The sequence below is a fragment of the Desulfosporosinus sp. FKB genome, from assembly GCF_002196705.1.
Taxonomy (GTDB): domain Bacteria; phylum Bacillota; class Desulfitobacteriia; order Desulfitobacteriales; family Desulfitobacteriaceae; genus Desulfosporosinus.
In genome coordinates this window covers 48,239-64,564 of the sequence record NZ_NADJ01000034.1, presented here as the reverse complement: position 1 = coordinate 64,564, position 16,326 = coordinate 48,239, and the positions used below count along the sequence as shown (strand labels likewise).

The following is a 16,326-nucleotide window of genomic DNA, read 5'->3' as shown; positions in this document are numbered from 1 at the left end:
ATGCTAGGCTATAATTGCTTTCTACCTTTCAAATCCCGAGTCAAATAGATATCGATATCATGCCCCGTTGCTCTATGGCAATCTAAACAGGATTGGGCTTTTTTAATCGTCTGATAATGATCTACTTGTGGAGTGTTTTTAAGTTTAGCTGCATTGGGAAAGGATTTATCATCCCCTAGATGACATTGAAGACAGTTCTGATCGGATACAATTGCCTTGGTTGGAATCGTATAATCACCGCTGAAATGTTGAAATACATAATTTAGCCCCCGTGCCTTAGCCTGAAATTTTCCCAGCTCACCTCGTGGTTGATGGCAATCCAGACAGTTTACATCTTTGTGGGCAGAGGTTTGCCATGATATTAAATATTTATTCACCTCATGACATGAACCACAAAAGGGTGGAGTTGAGGTAGCATAATAACCGACTTGAAACAAAGCATAAAAGCCAACAAAAGTTAAGGCAACACTTAAAATAATTTTTTTCCACATATTTTTAATCTCCGACAGTTTTCTTTTCCTGGTAGTATGTGAGAAAATAATCATTTTAATGAATTGACTTTGGGGCATTTAAATTTCGTTCAAGACAACACGAAGTAGTGAACTCGTTCAGCTAAAGCTAAACATCAGAGCTTCATCCCTATACAATGAACTTGCTTAAATATTTGATGCGTCAGGTATTTGCTCTCCTTCATTTGATTTTAGAAGCCTACCTGAGTCAATTGCTCTAATGGCTGCAATTTAACTAAAGTGGAGGTACCTTCCTTTCTCAGCTGGATAAGCTCAGCTCCATCCTCGGAACAATAATTTTCATCCCCCTGCAAAACGACCTCTTTAAGATGTTCATCTCTAACGATATAGGCTTTCTGATTATCACAGACAATTATTTGTCCATCAGCACCTATAATCGCACGTGTAGTTGGGTTGAAGGGAATTGAACCTTCCCATTCAGTTTTCAAAGAAGGGTTTTCTTTAACGTCCGAAAGGTCATTCGTAGTTTTTATCGTTACAAGTTGATTGTTCTTCACTTCTCCGATATAGACTTTTCCCTTTTTAACGCCGAGGATTCGATCTGAGGTATTTTTAGTGATGATATAACGTTTGTTCTTTTGCGAAGCAGTATCATACTGAATTGCTGTAATCTGTTGAAGAGCGCCTAGCTTACTATCAATATAAAGGGTTCCATATTGGTCAGAAGCGGCCATATTATCGATTTCCTCCTGTGATTCGCTGAGAACGCTAACCTTTTTCATAACATCGATCTTCATAAGCTGCTGCCCGGAACGGGTCTTCACAGTTAGATACATCAAATTCGTAACAGGTGAGACAACAAATTTTTCAATTTTTCCGCCTGCTGGAAACTCTTTACTACCACTCTCAAAGGGATTCAGGCGATCATCCGGGATTGCATCTTCGTCACTATTCGGAAGTTCCAAAGAATATAGTTCCGTGAGCTGAGAATTGCCATAGCGTTTTTCAAGCTTGGGCTGGGGAGAGGTCTTGATAACGGTTTTTTCTTGCTTAGGGTCTTCGGAATTAAAGGAAATTGAAGGCGTCGAGACTTCAGGCTTGGCTGGGTAGACTTTTACAGTCGTCACAGCATTTGGGTTTTTCTGAGCATAAAAATAGAGCAAAATATTTCGATCCGGCAGCCATTGGTAATCAAGTACCCCTAATGTTTGATCGTTAGCTGTGGAAGGATTTTTCTCAAACACAACATTTCCTTTTTTAAGATTAAAAACCTTCAGTACATTATTGTCCATATACGCGGCATAATCTTTAGCATAGGAAACTTGGATATTGGATAACCCTGAACCTGGGATCGTTGCTTGAAGCTCGGTAGTAATGGGTGGTTGACTATCTGTCCCCGAATTTCCCAGAACTCGTTCCATCTGCTTGTTTAAAAGAGAGTACCCTCCAAATTGCAGGATGATTGAAACTAGTATCCACACCAAGAGGGTACGCATTTTCTTCTTCATGCCATATTTCTCCTTTGGTGTCAGTATTTAAAATTCAAGGTCATGATTTGCTTTCCTCCGGCATAACCACAAAGGCGGTTGGCAGATACCGCTCACCGGCCCAATCCCAGAGTTTATTAAGTACTTTTCCGTTATAGAAGAGCTCCGAAGAGGAGCCGCCATCCAGATTAGCCGCATTGACTGCCCCATAATCCCTGAAAAGGTTGTAGAGGTCACTCATTTTGGCCCCCAAACTCCAAAGTGGCTGACGTCCGTCAATGACAGCCAGGATAATCGTGCCATCTTCTTTCTGCCCGATAGCTGTGCGAGGTCCTATTCCCCATTCTGAGTCCTTAAATTCACAGCGTTTTCCGTCCTGGATTAAAGGGGGCCAGAAAAATACCGCTTCCTGAATATTTTTCTTTTTAACGTCATCTGCCGTAATTTGTCCTACAATCAGTTTGCCTTCCTTATCCAGAGCTACGATGTCCGTGCTATTACTACCGATATTATTTTGGACAATCTCTCCTTTATGCACAGTTAACCCGTCGGGAAACCCACCGTTTCCCGCACCGTTAGGATCACAAAACGCTCCGCCATTGATTCCGGCGACAGCTCCTGTATCTTGCACAAAGTCACTCACCCGTTCTCCTTTAACCCCTAAGTCTTTAGTCACAGCAACTTTTATCCGTTTAGGGTCCTTGATGAGCATTACCTTGCCTTTGAAAGTCTTGCCATTAATTGTTTCTATTGTGATTCCAGCAGAGGCATCGGTCACAGTAGTCTGTATTGTCCGATCAGAGGTTGCATTTGAATCATTATAATTGTTAACAATGTCGCTTATCTCTTGATCTGAGAGAAATGCCTTAACAACCTGGGGATGTCGTGACGTTAGAACAGACCCAACGGCTATTGTTTTAGTGGCTTCAAAAGGCCCCCAGAACGTAATAAAAGGGGCAAGGAGCACAGTAAAAAGGACATTGAAAATAATAAAGCCAACAACCTTAGTAAGGTGTATTTTTCTTTTCTTCCTCATAATGCCTCCTTTAGTTGACGACAAAGGCTGTGGGAAGATAGCGTTCACCAAAAACGTTTCCCAGCCGATTCTGGACCTTACCCTGAAAGAACATTTCTGAAGAGGAACCGCCGTCCAGGTTAACCGCAGTGAGTGCGTGATAATCGGCAAAGACTTCTGCCAGGTCACGTAAGGAAGCCCCAAGACTCCAGGTGGCTTGACGGCCATCAATTACAACAAGAATAACCGTGCCGTCGGCCCTTTGCCCAATACCTGTCCTAGGAGCAATTCCCCAGCCACCGTCTCCATCAATGACTACTTTGCCCTTAACAATAAGATTGGGGCTAAAGGTAACCGCTTCACGCATGTTATTTTCCTGCAGCTGTTTTTCAGTCATGCTGCCAATAACAAGTTTCCCCTGCTCATCAAAACCGGCAGCGTTAACATTCTTGTCTCCCACATTGTTATATACTACTTTCCCCTCATGCATAACTAAACCTTCGGGAAAAGCACCGTTACCTTTGCCATCGGGGTCAGAGAACCCTCCGGCATTAATTCCGGCGATCGCTCCCGTATCTTTGACCAGATCACTGACTCTTTCTCCACTAATACCAATATTTTTAGTCATTGCTAAATTGACTCGTTTGGGGTCTTTAATCAGCATCACTTTGCCTTTATATGTTGGACCGGTAATATCCTCTATGATAATCCCCGAACTTAAAGTGATAGCCTTTGAAGGCTCCTCTATTTGCTCATTATTATTGGTGTTTTGATTGTATAACGGCTCCGCACTTACTTTGGGACTAGTAAATGTTGAAAAGGCTATTAAGCCTATAACCACGACACTCAGTAATAACCAGCTGACTGAAGTCTTTTTAGGCTTAGAGATCAGAATAAGTCTTTTCTTAATCTGGGATTTTGAGCCGCCTGAACTTGCCATACAGGTCAGCGCCGGAACTGAAGAGTATGTCTCAGCCAGCTTGATCAAAGTATGAGCATAGTCGTTGGACTGCTCTGGGGCAAAGCGAGATATTACTATGGCATCACAGGCTATCTCCTGGTCCTCTTTCATTCGGAAAAACGCATACCATAGTAAGGGGTTAAACCAGTGAATTGTGACTAATATCTGCGCTAGCCAATTAATCCAAAGGTCTTTGCGTTTAAAATGTACTAATTCATGGAACAAAATATAGTTGATTTGTTCCAAATTAAATGTTTGTTCAAAGCCAAGGGGTAATAATATGCGGGGATGAAATAAGCCAAATAAGGAGGGACTCTTGACATGTCTTGTTGTAATTAAGGGAATTTCCGCCTTTATCTTCAATTTTAATTTAAGGCTATTGAAATTCGAGAGAATCCTATCGTCGGTTATTAAATCATTTCCAATTTTTGCCGCAAATTGTTTGTTACTAATAATTGTAAGGATTGACACAAACAAAACTCCGAAGAACCAATCTAGGTAGATTAATTGAATAATAATGGGTAGGCTATTACTTGATATTTGCGTCGCCGCTGTCGGCATGGCCTTGCTGTCTGTATTTATGACACCAAGAGTTTTGTCCAAATGAGTTTGAGTTTTTTGCATTTCAAAATAGGGTTGATATGGGCTCTTAAAGAACGTTGCAGCACTTTGTTGTAGTTTGGGAAACTCAAGGAAATTGTAAACACTAACGGAACTAGTGGGGGTCCAAGGCAACAACAAACCAATGAGTAAAACTACCCAAAGCAGATAGTGAAAGCGAACTCCTAGTTTGCTTCTGAGTGCAAACTTTACTCCTAACAAAAGAATTACAAAGATGCTCGCTTTGGCAGATATCATCATAACCCAGTTAAAAAGGTTGAGATAATTCACCAGTAGTTGCATCAGCATCTTCAATCCTCCCTTTTTTCAAGGAGTAGCTTTAGCTCTTCAATTTCTGCTGGAGAGAGTTTTTCGTCCTTAAGAAAAGTGACCAACATAGGCTTTAAGGCACCGCCAAAAACACGTGTAAGGAAAGACTTACTCTCAGCTTTAATACATTCTTCCTCAGTTATCAGCGGATAGTAGCTATAAGATCTCCCTTCTTCTTTAAAACCAAGGACTCCCTTTTTGACAAGCCTCCCGATTAAAGTCTTAATTGTGTTTGGTTTCCAATGTGTCGATTGTTCTAAGGCCTTAACGATCTCATTGGCACTGCATGGCGCTGATAACCAACAGATTTTCATAACTTCCCATTCGGCATCTGATATATTAGGGATTTTAATCACTTAAATAACTTCCTTTCTTTGCGTTACATATTTGAGAGTTCAATTAAGTTTACATGTGTAATTGATGATTATATTACATCTGTGAACGATACTTGTCAATCTTTAAAGATAATTTTCGATTACAATCGGCATTCATGAGTTAAGAATAATAAAGAGTAAACTCGTTCAGCTAATAGCTGAACATCGGTGCTTCGGTGAGGGCGCTTAACATGTTGCAGGCCCCTGGTACGATTGGATAAAAATTGCTACTTCCGCATTGTAATATGGTTGAATCACGAAATTACTATACTGAAAAGAAAAACCGTATAGCATACGTTGCTATACGGTAATTGCAGTGTTGCAGTGGCAGAATAAGCTTTCCCTACCAATTATTTAATGGCGATAAGGAGTTCGCCGGCTTTGACCTGCTGTCCTTCTTTAATATTGACTGAGCTGACGATCCCTGCGGCGGAACTGGTTATTCTTGTTTCCATTTTCATGGCTTCGATGACCACAAGAGTTTGGTTTTCCGTAACCTTGTCTCCTTCTTTAACCATCAACGTCACGACAGTTCCTGGAATAGGGGAACCTATTTCATTCTTATTATCAGGGTCTGCCATTTCTGTCAAACTATATTCGCCCGATTGGACGAGAGGGTTACTGTTGCTCCAGTTCTTATCCTTGATTTTAATTTCCCGTCGATTTCTGTTGACTTCAAACACAAGAGTTCTATATCCTTCCAGATCCGGTTTCTCAAGGGAACGAAGCTTAATCATCAAGCTTCTTCCTTCGGCAACCTCAGCCTCGATGATTTCCCCTTCACTAAGGCCATGGAAAAAGACATCGCTTCCAAGCCTGCTCAAATCTCCGTATTCAGCTATAACTTTCAAGAATCCTTCAAAAACTTCGGGGTATAAAGCATAACTCAAAACATCCTTCTTCGTCGGTTCAAAACCAAACTTATCTCTTAAATACTTAAAGATCTCGTCAAAGTCCTCAGCCGGAAGGAGTTCACCGGGACGTTCTGTTATCGGTCTTTCTCCCTTCAAGACCAACTCTTGAAGTTTTTCCGGGAATCCCCCCATAGGCTGGCCTATCATGCCTCTGAAATAGGCTACGACGGAATCGGGAAATGTCATATTCTTTGCTTTTTCATAAATATTCTCTGGGGTGAGGTGATTTTGGACCATAAATATGGCGAAGTCCCCTACAACTTTCGATGAAGGAGTAACCTTGACAATATCTCCTAACATCTCGTTCACTTTTTTGTACATGTCTTTGATCTCATTGAACTTATGGCCGAGACCGAAGCTCTCAACTTGAGGCTTAAGGTTGGAGTACTGGCCTCCAGGAATCTCATACTTATAGATCTCGGCTGATCCAGACTTCAATCCTGATTCAAACTTGCCGTATACCGGCCGCACCGCTTCCCAGTAGTCAGATACCTTTTGAATTCCTTTCAGGTCAATCCCAGGGTCCCTTTCCGTATTTTTAAGTGCCGCAGCAATTGAATTCATGGCCGGTTGGCTCGTCAAACCTGACATGCTGTTAAAGGCGGTATCTACAATATCTACCCCTGCTTCCACGGCCATCAGAACCGTTGCTACCCCGTTGCCTGTAGTGTCGTGAGTATGAAGATGGATAGGAATTCCGATTTCATTTTTTAAAGCACTAACCAGCTTATGGGCTGCATGGGGCTTCAGAAGAGCTGACATGTCTTTGATGCATAGGATATGGGCACCGGTTTTCTCGATCTCTTTCGCCAGCTTAATATAATAATCCAAGTTATATTTTTCTTTCCTGCTATCGAGGATATCACCTGTGTAACAAATACAGGCTTCAGCAACCTTCCCATTCTTTAACACTTCGTCAATGGAAATCTCCATGCCTCTTAATTCGTTTAGAGAGTCAAAGATCCTAAAAACATCTATACCCTCGAGTGCAGACTCTTTAATAAATTCTCTGATAACATTGTCCGGATAATTCTTATAGCCTACCCCATTCGCACCTCTTATGAGCATCTGGAACAGAACGTTTGGAATTCTTTTTCTCAGTTGCTCCAGCCTTTCCCACGGAGATTCCTTGAGGAACCTGTAGGCCACATCAAACGTCGCTCCTCCCCACATTTCCAGAGAAAACAAATCCTTGCCAAAGACGGAGGTTGCCTTGGCAATCTTGATCATATCTTTAGTTCTAACCCTTGTCGCCATCAGCGACTGATGCGCATCCCGCATGGTCGTGTCGGTAAGCAGCACCTTCTTCTGTGCGTTTACCCAGTTAACAAGTCCTTCAGCGCCTTGAGCATCAAGGATCTGTCTGGTCCCGCTCAGATCGTTCGGACCGACAGCTTGAATTTGTGGTACCTTAGGGACATCGTATTGCAGCTTTATCCCCATCGTCTCATTAACTACGACATTGCCAAGAAATTTCAGGAGTCGGCTTTCGTCATCAGTCTTATGCGTGAAAGAGATTAGGTCAGGATTTTCCTCGATGAAACCAGTATGGCACTCACCATGCAAAAACTGCGGGTGGTTAAGTACGTTAATCAGAAAGCCGATATTCGTCTTAACGCCTGTAATCTGGGTCTCAGTAATAGAACGAATGGATTTCTTAATGGCATCCTGAAAGCTCCTGGACCAAGAGATATTCTTAACGAGAAGACTATCATAATAAGGGCTGATTTCAGCCCCGGTAAATCCGTTGCCGCCATCCAGCCTGATCCCAAATCCCGAACCGGTTCTGTACGATTCGATCTTCCCTGTATCGGGAGCGAAATTATTCGTAGGGTCTTCAGTTGTGATTCTGCATTGAATGGAATACCCGTTAAGTTTTATATCCTCCTGGGCATTTATCCCGATCTCTGGAGAATTCAGAGCATATCCTTGGGCGATTTTGATCTGAGCTTGAACAATATCTATCCCCGTGACCATCTCCGTAACCGTGTGTTCAACCTGAATCCGCGGATTCATTTCAATGAAATAATAATTCCCCTGATTATCTACCAGAAATTCCAAGGTTCCTGCGCTCCTATAATTTACAGATCTGGCAATCTTCAAGGCATCCTGGTAAATATTATTTCGGATTTCCTGAGGGATAGAAAAAGCAGGCGTGAATTCCACGACCTTCTGATGCCTTCTCTGGATTGAACAATCCCGTTCAAACATATGAACTATGTTACCGTATTTATCGCCAAGAACCTGCACTTCGACATGCTTCGGTTTCTCGATGAATTTTTCCATAAAGATATGATCAATACCAAAGGCTTTTTTGGCTTCACTTTTGGCACTTAAGAAGGCAGACTCCAACTCGCTCTCATTTCTGACAATACGCATTCCCCTTCCGCCGCCTCCGGCAGCTGCCTTAAGCATCAAGGGGTAACCACATTCTGCCGTATGAACTCTTGCCTCATTCACAGTTTTAATGTCTTTCTCATAACCGGGAATGATCGGGACACCGACTTTCTTGGCAACAATCTTTGACGTAATCTTGTCCCCTAACTGCTCCATCATCTCCGCAGTTGGTCCAATGAATTCAATACCTTCCTGCTCACATCGTTTGGCAAATTCAGGGTTTTCCGACAAGAAGCCGTATCCTGGATGGATAGCATCCACACCCTTCTTAATTGCCAAACTGATAATCTCCTCAATATTCAAATAAGCATCAACAGGGCTTCTGCCTTCGCCAATGAGATAAGCCTCATCGGCTTTGCTTCTGAAGAGAGAATATTTATCTTCGTTGGAGTAAATTGCTACAGTTCTTATTCCCAGTTCATTGCAAGCCCTAAATACCCTAATGGCAATTTCACCCCTATTGGCGACCATCACTCTTTTAAAATTACCCATGAATGTTTTCCTCCATCTATGTTAGTTATATTAGACCTTATCGAAGCAGTTCACAGCGAGTTTATGCAGTGCATTTATCTTTATTAACAAGCACTTAATTATTATACGTTATTTTTCACTCGCTAACATTATTTACTGCTCTTGAACAGAGCAAATCAGCAACACTATGATCTATAGTAACACAAAATTAATTTCGATGTATTAATGCTTTGAAATTATTAGTTTCCCTTTACATGGATGATTCTCTTTTCAAATTAAATGTGATAAGCCCTATTATATACTAGGATCAACATAATGGGTTGAGAAACCTTAAAAAAAATAGCCAATTAACATAGTCAAGAGAAATATAACCTGATATACTCATTTTGGGCGGTATCATTTGAGCTGCACCTATTATGGATCTTAAACAATTTAAATGGTTCTGCCTAGACCTGCTACAGGCAAGGACAGAGGGATAAAACTGTTATGTAAAAAGTTCCTTCTGGCTTAGGAACTTTTTTATGTTAACTTGTTTTCTCGCCTCTCCTGAAAAAAGGAGGAAGAATTATGAAATCAACAACAGACTTCTTGGAAATGAAAAGGCAACGAAAAAAAATTGTCATGATAACGGCCTACGATTATCCATCTGCTAAACAAGCTGAGCTGGCAGATGTGGACATGATTCTTGTTGGTGATTCCCTGGGCAATGTTGTTCTTGGTTATGATTCAACAGTTTATGTGACCATGGAGGATATGACCCATCATGCAAAAGCCGTTAAACGCGGTGCTTGTAACACGTTCATAGTCGTGGATATGCCGTTTATGAGCTATCATCTATCTGTTAGGGATACACTTATAAATGGAGCAAGGCTTATTCAGGAAACCGGTGCCCAGGCGGTGAAAGTGGAAGGTGCTGATGGAGTACTTTTACACATCGAAGCACTTGTTAAAGCCGGTATTCCTGTTGTTGCTCATCTGGGACTTACTCCGCAATCAGTAGGAGTCCTTGGCGGATTTAAAGTACAAGGGAAAGATGTTGAAAGCGCCAGGAAACTACTCGATGATGCAAAACGATGTCAGGATGCAGGAGCATTCGCTATCGTCCTCGAATGCGTTCCCAAACAGCTTGCCGAGGAAATTTCATCATCTGTGGCGATTCCCACTATCGGGATTGGTGCAGGAGTGCATACAGACGGACAAGTCCTTGTCTACCATGACCTTCTCACCTATGGTGTAGAACGCGTCTCCAAGTTTGTTAAACCCTATGCAGCTATAAATAAACAAATTGTTGACGGCATACAGACATACGTAAAAGAAGTACGAAGTGAACTTTTCCCCGATGATCAACATAGTTTTACGATGAACGATGAGCAATTAAAAACACTTTACGGCGGCAGGGGATAACGCTATCTCTTTTTCCCAATTGCAGGGATAAGAATAACGTCATATGACAATTAAAATGTTAGAATTTTTAATCAGTGAACTCGTTCAGCTAAAGCTGAACGTCGGGGCTGCGGTGACGAAAGTGTCCTGTGGACACTTTCACCGAAGGCGCCTAGCCCATAACAAATGCTATCGCGCTGAAGGATGGACTCTACCCCCACCGAAGAATGGTATGAGAACCACTCCCACTTGTAGAAGTGGAAGTCTTACGATTGGATATACTTGAAGAAAATGCTGATTCGCTGTTCTTAGTGGAAGGGAATCAGCATTTTCTCATTAATTGCCCTATTAAACCCCGATAAGCATTGTTAATCAAAGATGCAGCAGTTTATCGCAATTGCACATAAGTCACGAGGGCATTACTAAACATTAGAATTTTGGTGCTAAAAAGGTCCGTACGATTTTAACTTCTTTATTATTTCCTGATTCATTTATTTCTTGATCCAACTTCAGATCATTTGCGAAGGAACCATCTGCCTTTTGAAAATAGACTGTAGCCAAACAATTACTTGTATCATCTTCATCATTAACAATAATGATTATATCTTTTAGCCCATCTTTGTTTACATCCTCAAAGGAAACGGCTTTGACATCGACTCTATAGGGGAGTGTTGCAGCAAAATCATAAAAGATGTCTCCCTCTTTGTCCGTTAAATAAAATTCCACAGGTACGTGACTGCCGCCCGTAAGTTTACCTGATACAAATTTTACGTTGCCCCAAGAATTTAGGTTGACCATAAACGATTGTTTTTCAATCGAGCTAAAACCCTTTATATCGTTAATATTTTCCGGGACAAAATTAAAAGTTCCTTGTGACGGTTGAACTGTTGTCTTTGATTTATCTGCAATAGTAATAGTTGCTTCAATTTCATGATTAGATTTGAAGACTAATTTCAAGGATCCCTTATTACCTTTGGAGTCATTATACTGACAGGCAGCAGTATCTTTGTTAATTCCCCCCTCAAAATCGGCCTCAAAACTTAGCAAATTTTTATCTGTAGCAGTAAAGTTTAGGACAGTTAATTTGCCCATCGCCTTACTATCTTCAATTCTTGAAATCACGAATGATATATCACTATCATTTTTTAGCTTCCATACCTTTTTAACATACTGATTATAGTCAACGGAATCACTTGTTACAGTTGCTGCTGAAGATTTCGCTGAGGCATCACTTAGAGACGCAGTAGATGATTTTTCTGTATTTCCACATCCTGTTAAAAGAAAAGAAAGTGTGATAAAAACTAAAAGAATTCTTTTAGTAATATTGATTTTGATAGCCATATTTGTGACCGATACCCCTTTCCAAGATTAACTTAAATATGCATTTCTTCTTGGTCGTTCATTGAAAACCCATCTCTTTTAACATCACTCATATTAACTGAGTTATCTTTTTCTTCAATCGTTTTAAGTTTTTTAATAGGTCCATAAGCTTCTTTTAGAGAAAGCTTATCTCCTCTTCCAGAAATAACCCATAACGTTTTATATCCCCTAGGTATCGTGAGAAGCTTATCTTCACCTTTTCCATCAGTAAAATAAACTAACAAATTAGCCTTATTATGATTAGCATATTCAAAAACCGGGCTAAATTTTGTACCTCCTCTGATATTAATCCTATCTCTTACATCCTTAATAGATTTGACATTATAAACACGTCTAATTTCATTATCACATTCGATAATGGTTATTTCATGGTTATAATTTTTTACGATATCCAGTACTTCTTTAATTGCTTGATAAAATTCTCCATCACTAATACTTCCGCTTATGTCCAGGGCAACAACAATTTTTGCTTTATGACTTCTGAGTTCACCTCTTAAGTCCAGTCTATTAGGCTGTCTTCTATTTCTTCTGGTTATAGTCTTCTTTTTATTACTTTCAACAGTTCCCATTAACCTCTTGAGATATAAATTCCAAGGCAATTCGCCTTTGTTATTTCTATGTAATGATATCATGCCTTCCAAATAATTGGGCAGATTACCTTTTAGAGAATCATTAATGATCTTCTCAGTAAATTCTTTAAGCGTTTTTTCATCGATATCACTAGATTCTTCCCATACATCATGGGCCTTTTCCGGATTATAGTCTGTTTCGATTTTATCATCTTGATTACTTTCATCCGCAGACTCATCTTCATCGTCCTCATCTGCTTCTAATAGTTCTATCGCAGCTTGGAGCTTTTCCGCATAATACTCAAATGGTTTAAAGGGTAAGAGTTCTAAGGAATAATTTAAATTTACCCATTCTAAAGTAATAGCATATGGCGGCAAATTATCTAAAAATGTATTCACCACTATATTCATTGCCATATTAATCGCTAATTTGCTATAACCAGCTTTAAGTTTCTTTGCCCTTATTAAATGAAGAGATATTATATGAAGTATTTCATGTTTAATAGTACTTTCCATTTGTTTTATACTCAGATTTAAAAATATTAAAGGATTAAAAGATATGACATAGTTAGCTCCCCTAAAATTGAGAGCAGTAGGACTACTTATATCAAATCTTATCTCTCTTCCCATTTGCAGTAAAAAATATCCATAAAAGTTGTCTTTGTTTTCCATAAGACTTAAATTAACATTATCTACAAGTCCGAAAAATTTCTCTTTGAAATCTTTCGGGATATAGATTTTTACTTTATTATCTATACGTTTTGCGTTTAAATATATATCGACAATTTCTTTAGCTTTTTCATCCAGCTCGTTTACTTGATTATCAAAATTAGTTCCCACAGTCATCACCTAATTAAACTATAAGATTCAAAATATAAATTAACAAAGGCTTCATCATCTATGGCATATTTGTAAACTTCATGATAGCTATTTTTAATATCCTTCATAATTCCAATCATTAAATCAACTGGATAAGCTTTTAAAAACTCAATAAATCTTTCAATATAATAAGTCGAATTAGAATCATGACTTTTCATATTGGATTCTAAGGTTTTAAGAATATTCTTAGCAGTAAGATAAAGTCTTATATGGCTTTCCTTTTTGATTTTTTCGATAATTATTTCAGAAAGAGAATCTCCTGAAAAAACATCCTTAAAAGATATCAATGAACTATAATCCGATTCAATAAAGGTCACAAACTCTTCAGCAATTAACTTGCCCACATTCCCTCTTATGACATTTAAAAACACAGATCTGGGTATTGAATCTTTACTCTCCTTGTAAATTTTAAAAATACCTGAAATTCTTTCATAACTTCTCGGAGTTGCCCGTATATCATCTTCGTTTACCTTATGCAGATAATCGGGGAAGGTTGAAATAAACTCTATAACCTTTTGCTCAATTCCAGCTTCTAATGCCCAATCGATCCATTGGTTATAATCAGGTTCCATATTCAACCAGACAAATCTATTTTCTTGTGCGGCATCCATATCGACGACTTGATAATCAAAATCCGAACCATATTTACTTGAAGGATTCATGGCAGCCAATATTTTTACGCCTTCAGGTAATTCATAGCCATTAATTTCTCGATTTAAAATCAAATTCATAAGTTCCTGCTGCACAGTATGTTCACAACGATTTATCTCATCGATAAATAAAAGAACAGTTTTCCCTTGAGCTATTTCTTCATCAATTTCTCTTAGCTTATGGTGGACGGCATAGACTGTAGTTTTCTTTTCATGATCATCTTTAACACCTGTATAAGATTCTATTGTGGGAAGGCCACCTATTTCGCCCTCTTTAAGAAGATTTCCATTAATAACAATTAAACTCCAATTATTTTCTTTCGCAATTTCCTTGGCTAACGCTGTTTTTCCTATTCCGCTTTCACCCACTATCAGAGGTACTTCTCCAATAGATAAGACTAAGTAAACACTTTTTAGCGTGTCTGAAAAATTCATTATGTCTCCCACCTATATCAGCTTCAATTTTTCATCTACAGTTATTTTTTTCGCCTTTTTGCTGCCATATTTATAAATAAACATGAGCTTGTCCATGGGCAAAATAGCGCTATTTTTACCTAAGGTACTACAATTCAAATAATCCCTAACATATTTTTCTTCTACATCTTCATTTGCTAATGCTTCTTTTAACACTTGTTCTACTTCATCACTAGTAATTTCTATCGTAACATATTTAATCACTAAGATATTTACTTTTAAAAACTCGAGCAGTTTATTTTTATCCAAATCATTTACAAATGTAATAGCCTTTTCATTATTTTTAATAGCTATCAGCTCTACATTGTGTGTCGGTGAATTAATATAGCGTAAGGCATCATAACTTATTTTAACAGCTTCCTCTTGTACACTTTCATAAGGCTCTTTAATAAACTTTATGGCATCGTAATTTTTCCTAACAGCTAATAACTGCAATGCCTCGCTTGGATTATGGACATATTTAATAGCCCATCCGGCTTGCTTTAAAGCTAGTTTTATGAGTTTAGCGGTTGGATTTTCAATATATTCTAAGTTAACCCAGCCATCATCGATAGCTTTTATCATCATATCTTCTGTAGGGTTATTTATAAATTGAATTGCTCGCGGATTATTATCTATTGCTAATTCTTGCATCTCTCTAGAGGGATTGTCGATATATTCTAAGATAAGCCCATTCCTTTTAACAGCCAAGAGCTTCATCTCATCTGTAGGATTATTTATATAGGCTATGGCATTGGGATTATTCTGCAGCAACTCAAATAGCTTTGTTTCTTCCATAATGTTCGGTTTCCTTCTGTCATTATTTTCTTATTAGTACATCTTTTCAAAATAACAAACAGCCCAGTGCTTACTGGACTGTTCTGCATATCTTAGCGTTTTACCCACTTTACCACCACAAATCCAGGATTTCCTTCCCTTTTGGCCTCAAGAGAAAGGGCCTCAGATTTAGTTTTGACATTCGGTGGGAAGAATAGACATTCTCCGATTTCGGCGGATACACCGATCTGCCAGGAACGTATTTCCCCTTGGGTATAAAGAGCTGCACGGTTGAAGACAGACGTTGGTTTTTTACGAGCAGCCTCTGCATAGTATTCACTCCAGGCACTCATACCGGCGATAACTCCGATCATTAAACAGCCCCCGGGGTTTAAATGACTAAATAGTTTTTTTAAGACGTTTTCCGGTTCAGGAACAAACTCAAAAGCAGTCATGGAGAAAATCCCATCGTAGGTTTCAAGTTGATCAAGAATTTCTGTAACATCAGCATGCCACCAGTGAACACGATCAGCTTTTGAGGTACTCTCCTCAAGCATCGCTATTTTCTTTTGGGCCAAAGCCATCATTTCACCGGAAACATCAACGGCAGTAACCTCATAACCCTCTTGTACAAGCCAACTCGTATATTGTCCAGTGCCACAGCCAATCTCCAGAACCTTCGGGCCAGGCGCCTTAAACATAGATTGGGCCAGATTACGTTCGGCTTGATCAGAGACTGATCCTAACTCAGTATCATACCAGGAATCATAATGTGCAGCAACATGATCAAATAGTGCTTCGTTCATTCACAATCACCCTTATTTTATTTATACAACTATATTAATACTCTGCGTATTGCTTTGTCCTATTCTCCTTCTCCGGTTTCATTTCAATTTGTAAATTTCTACTTTTTACTTGTAAATTCCTTCTTACCACTTTTACAATTAATTTTTCCCCTTCCCTTCTCTCTTAAATTAAAATATCTTTGATTATTTGAAAACCAGAGAAGAAATGGAAGGATAATTGATGAGATAAGACCAGGAATTAAAGTGCCTAAATCTATTGCTATTCTATGTTCATATGCCACAGGGAAAACAATATTTATGGCCAGGGTGAACAAAGCCATTAAGATTCCGTATTTAACGGTGAAATTAAACATTCCCCTTTGACGTTGTCGTTCCCAATACTTTATAAAATCTTTATCAAATGAATGTAC

Annotated in this window: 12 protein-coding genes and 2 pseudogenes; 1 reads left to right on the top strand and 13 read right to left on the bottom strand. The window is 39.2% G+C overall.

Annotated features, from left to right (window positions below; translation table 11 throughout):
• Positions 1-8 precede the first annotated feature (8 nt).
• From B5Y67_RS12855 to B5Y67_RS12830, 7 genes and pseudogenes are all read right to left on the bottom strand, one after another.
• Complete coding sequence (locus B5Y67_RS12855) at positions 9-491, bottom strand: NapC/NirT family cytochrome c (RefSeq protein ID WP_088226834.1); 483 nt, start codon at positions 489-491, stop codon at positions 9-11.
• 209 nt (positions 492-700) lie between these two features.
• Positions 701-1,978 (bottom strand): hypothetical protein, encoded by a 1,278-nt coding sequence (locus B5Y67_RS12850; protein WP_088226833.1) that lies wholly within the window; start codon positions 1,976-1,978, stop codon positions 701-703.
• A 40-nt stretch (positions 1,979-2,018) separates the two neighbouring features.
• The gene (locus B5Y67_RS12845; RefSeq protein WP_088226832.1) at positions 2,019-2,993 is read right to left on the bottom strand and encodes a phosphodiester glycosidase family protein; all 975 of its coding nucleotides are present in this window, start codon (positions 2,991-2,993) and stop codon (positions 2,019-2,021) included.
• Between the two features lie 10 nt (positions 2,994-3,003).
• A pseudogene (locus B5Y67_RS25930) lies at positions 3,004-3,690 on the bottom strand (phosphodiester glycosidase family protein); the annotation flags it as partial.
• A gap of 180 nt (positions 3,691-3,870) precedes the next feature.
• Positions 3,871-4,791, bottom strand: a pseudogene (locus B5Y67_RS25925) (M56 family metallopeptidase); the annotation flags it as partial.
• 53 nt (positions 4,792-4,844) lie between these two features.
• Positions 4,845-5,219, bottom strand: a complete 375-nt coding sequence (locus B5Y67_RS12835) for a BlaI/MecI/CopY family transcriptional regulator (RefSeq protein ID WP_088226830.1) — start codon at positions 5,217-5,219, stop codon at positions 4,845-4,847.
• A 368-nt stretch (positions 5,220-5,587) separates the two neighbouring features.
• Complete coding sequence (locus B5Y67_RS12830; protein ID WP_088226829.1) at positions 5,588-9,040, bottom strand: pyruvate carboxylase; 3,453 nt, start codon at positions 9,038-9,040, stop codon at positions 5,588-5,590.
• Positions 9,041-9,586: 546 nt separating this feature from the next.
• On the opposite strand from B5Y67_RS12830, the gene panB reads away from it, so the two are divergent.
• Entirely contained in the window at positions 9,587-10,423 is an 837-nt protein-coding gene (gene panB, locus B5Y67_RS12825) for a 3-methyl-2-oxobutanoate hydroxymethyltransferase (protein ID WP_088226828.1), read from the top strand.
• Positions 10,424-10,831: 408 nt separating this feature from the next.
• Here the strand turns inward: panB and B5Y67_RS12820 are convergent, their stop codons facing one another.
• The 6 genes from B5Y67_RS12820 to B5Y67_RS25000 all read right to left on the bottom strand — a co-directional run bounded on the left by B5Y67_RS12820 (position 10,832) and on the right by B5Y67_RS25000 (position 16,269).
• Positions 10,832-11,743 carry a hypothetical protein gene (locus B5Y67_RS12820; protein ID WP_242975962.1) on the bottom strand — a complete coding sequence of 304 codons (912 nt, stop codon included), beginning with the start codon at positions 11,741-11,743 and terminating at the stop codon, positions 10,832-10,834.
• A gap of 32 nt (positions 11,744-11,775) precedes the next feature.
• Complete coding sequence (locus B5Y67_RS12815; protein ID WP_088226827.1) at positions 11,776-13,191, bottom strand: VWA-like domain-containing protein; 1,416 nt, start codon at positions 13,189-13,191, stop codon at positions 11,776-11,778.
• A 5-nt stretch (positions 13,192-13,196) separates the two neighbouring features.
• Positions 13,197-14,315 carry an ATP-binding protein gene (locus B5Y67_RS12810; protein ID WP_088226826.1) on the bottom strand — a complete coding sequence of 373 codons (1,119 nt, stop codon included), beginning with the start codon at positions 14,313-14,315 and terminating at the stop codon, positions 13,197-13,199.
• 12 nt (positions 14,316-14,327) lie between these two features.
• Positions 14,328-15,131 carry a hypothetical protein gene (locus B5Y67_RS12805; RefSeq protein WP_088226825.1) on the bottom strand — a complete coding sequence of 268 codons (804 nt, stop codon included), beginning with the start codon at positions 15,129-15,131 and terminating at the stop codon, positions 14,328-14,330.
• A 92-nt stretch (positions 15,132-15,223) separates the two neighbouring features.
• Complete coding sequence (locus tag B5Y67_RS12800) at positions 15,224-15,916, bottom strand: class I SAM-dependent methyltransferase (RefSeq protein WP_088226824.1); 693 nt, start codon at positions 15,914-15,916, stop codon at positions 15,224-15,226.
• A gap of 98 nt (positions 15,917-16,014) precedes the next feature.
• Positions 16,015-16,269, bottom strand: coding sequence for a hypothetical protein (locus B5Y67_RS25000; RefSeq protein ID WP_170932688.1), 255 nt, complete (start codon positions 16,267-16,269; stop codon positions 16,015-16,017).
• Positions 16,270-16,326: the final 57 nt, after the last annotated feature.

Coding starts and splice junctions, on each gene's coding strand:
- B5Y67_RS12855 (WP_088226834.1), bottom strand. CDS start 491: ATGTGGAAAAAAATTATTTTAAGTGTTGCCTTAACTTTTGTTGGCTTT.
- B5Y67_RS12850 (WP_088226833.1), bottom strand. CDS start 1,978: ATGAAGAAGAAAATGCGTACCCTCTTGGTGTGGATACTAGTTTCAATC.
- B5Y67_RS12845 (WP_088226832.1), bottom strand. CDS start 2,993: ATGAGGAAGAAAAGAAAAATACACCTTACTAAGGTTGTTGGCTTTATT.
- B5Y67_RS12830 (WP_088226829.1), bottom strand. CDS start 9,040: ATGGGTAATTTTAAAAGAGTGATGGTCGCCAATAGGGGTGAAATTGCC.
- panB (WP_088226828.1), top strand. CDS start 9,587: ATGAAATCAACAACAGACTTCTTGGAAATGAAAAGGCAACGAAAAAAA.
- B5Y67_RS12820 (WP_242975962.1), bottom strand. CDS start 11,743: ATGGCTATCAAAATCAATATTACTAAAAGAATTCTTTTAGTTTTTATC.
- B5Y67_RS12810 (WP_088226826.1), bottom strand. CDS start 14,315: ATGAATTTTTCAGACACGCTAAAAAGTGTTTACTTAGTCTTATCTATT.
- B5Y67_RS12805 (WP_088226825.1), bottom strand. CDS start 15,131: ATGGAAGAAACAAAGCTATTTGAGTTGCTGCAGAATAATCCCAATGCC.
- B5Y67_RS12800 (WP_088226824.1), bottom strand. CDS start 15,916: ATGAACGAAGCACTATTTGATCATGTTGCTGCACATTATGATTCCTGG.
- B5Y67_RS25000 (WP_170932688.1), bottom strand. CDS start 16,269: ATGTTTAATTTCACCGTTAAATACGGAATCTTAATGGCTTTGTTCACC.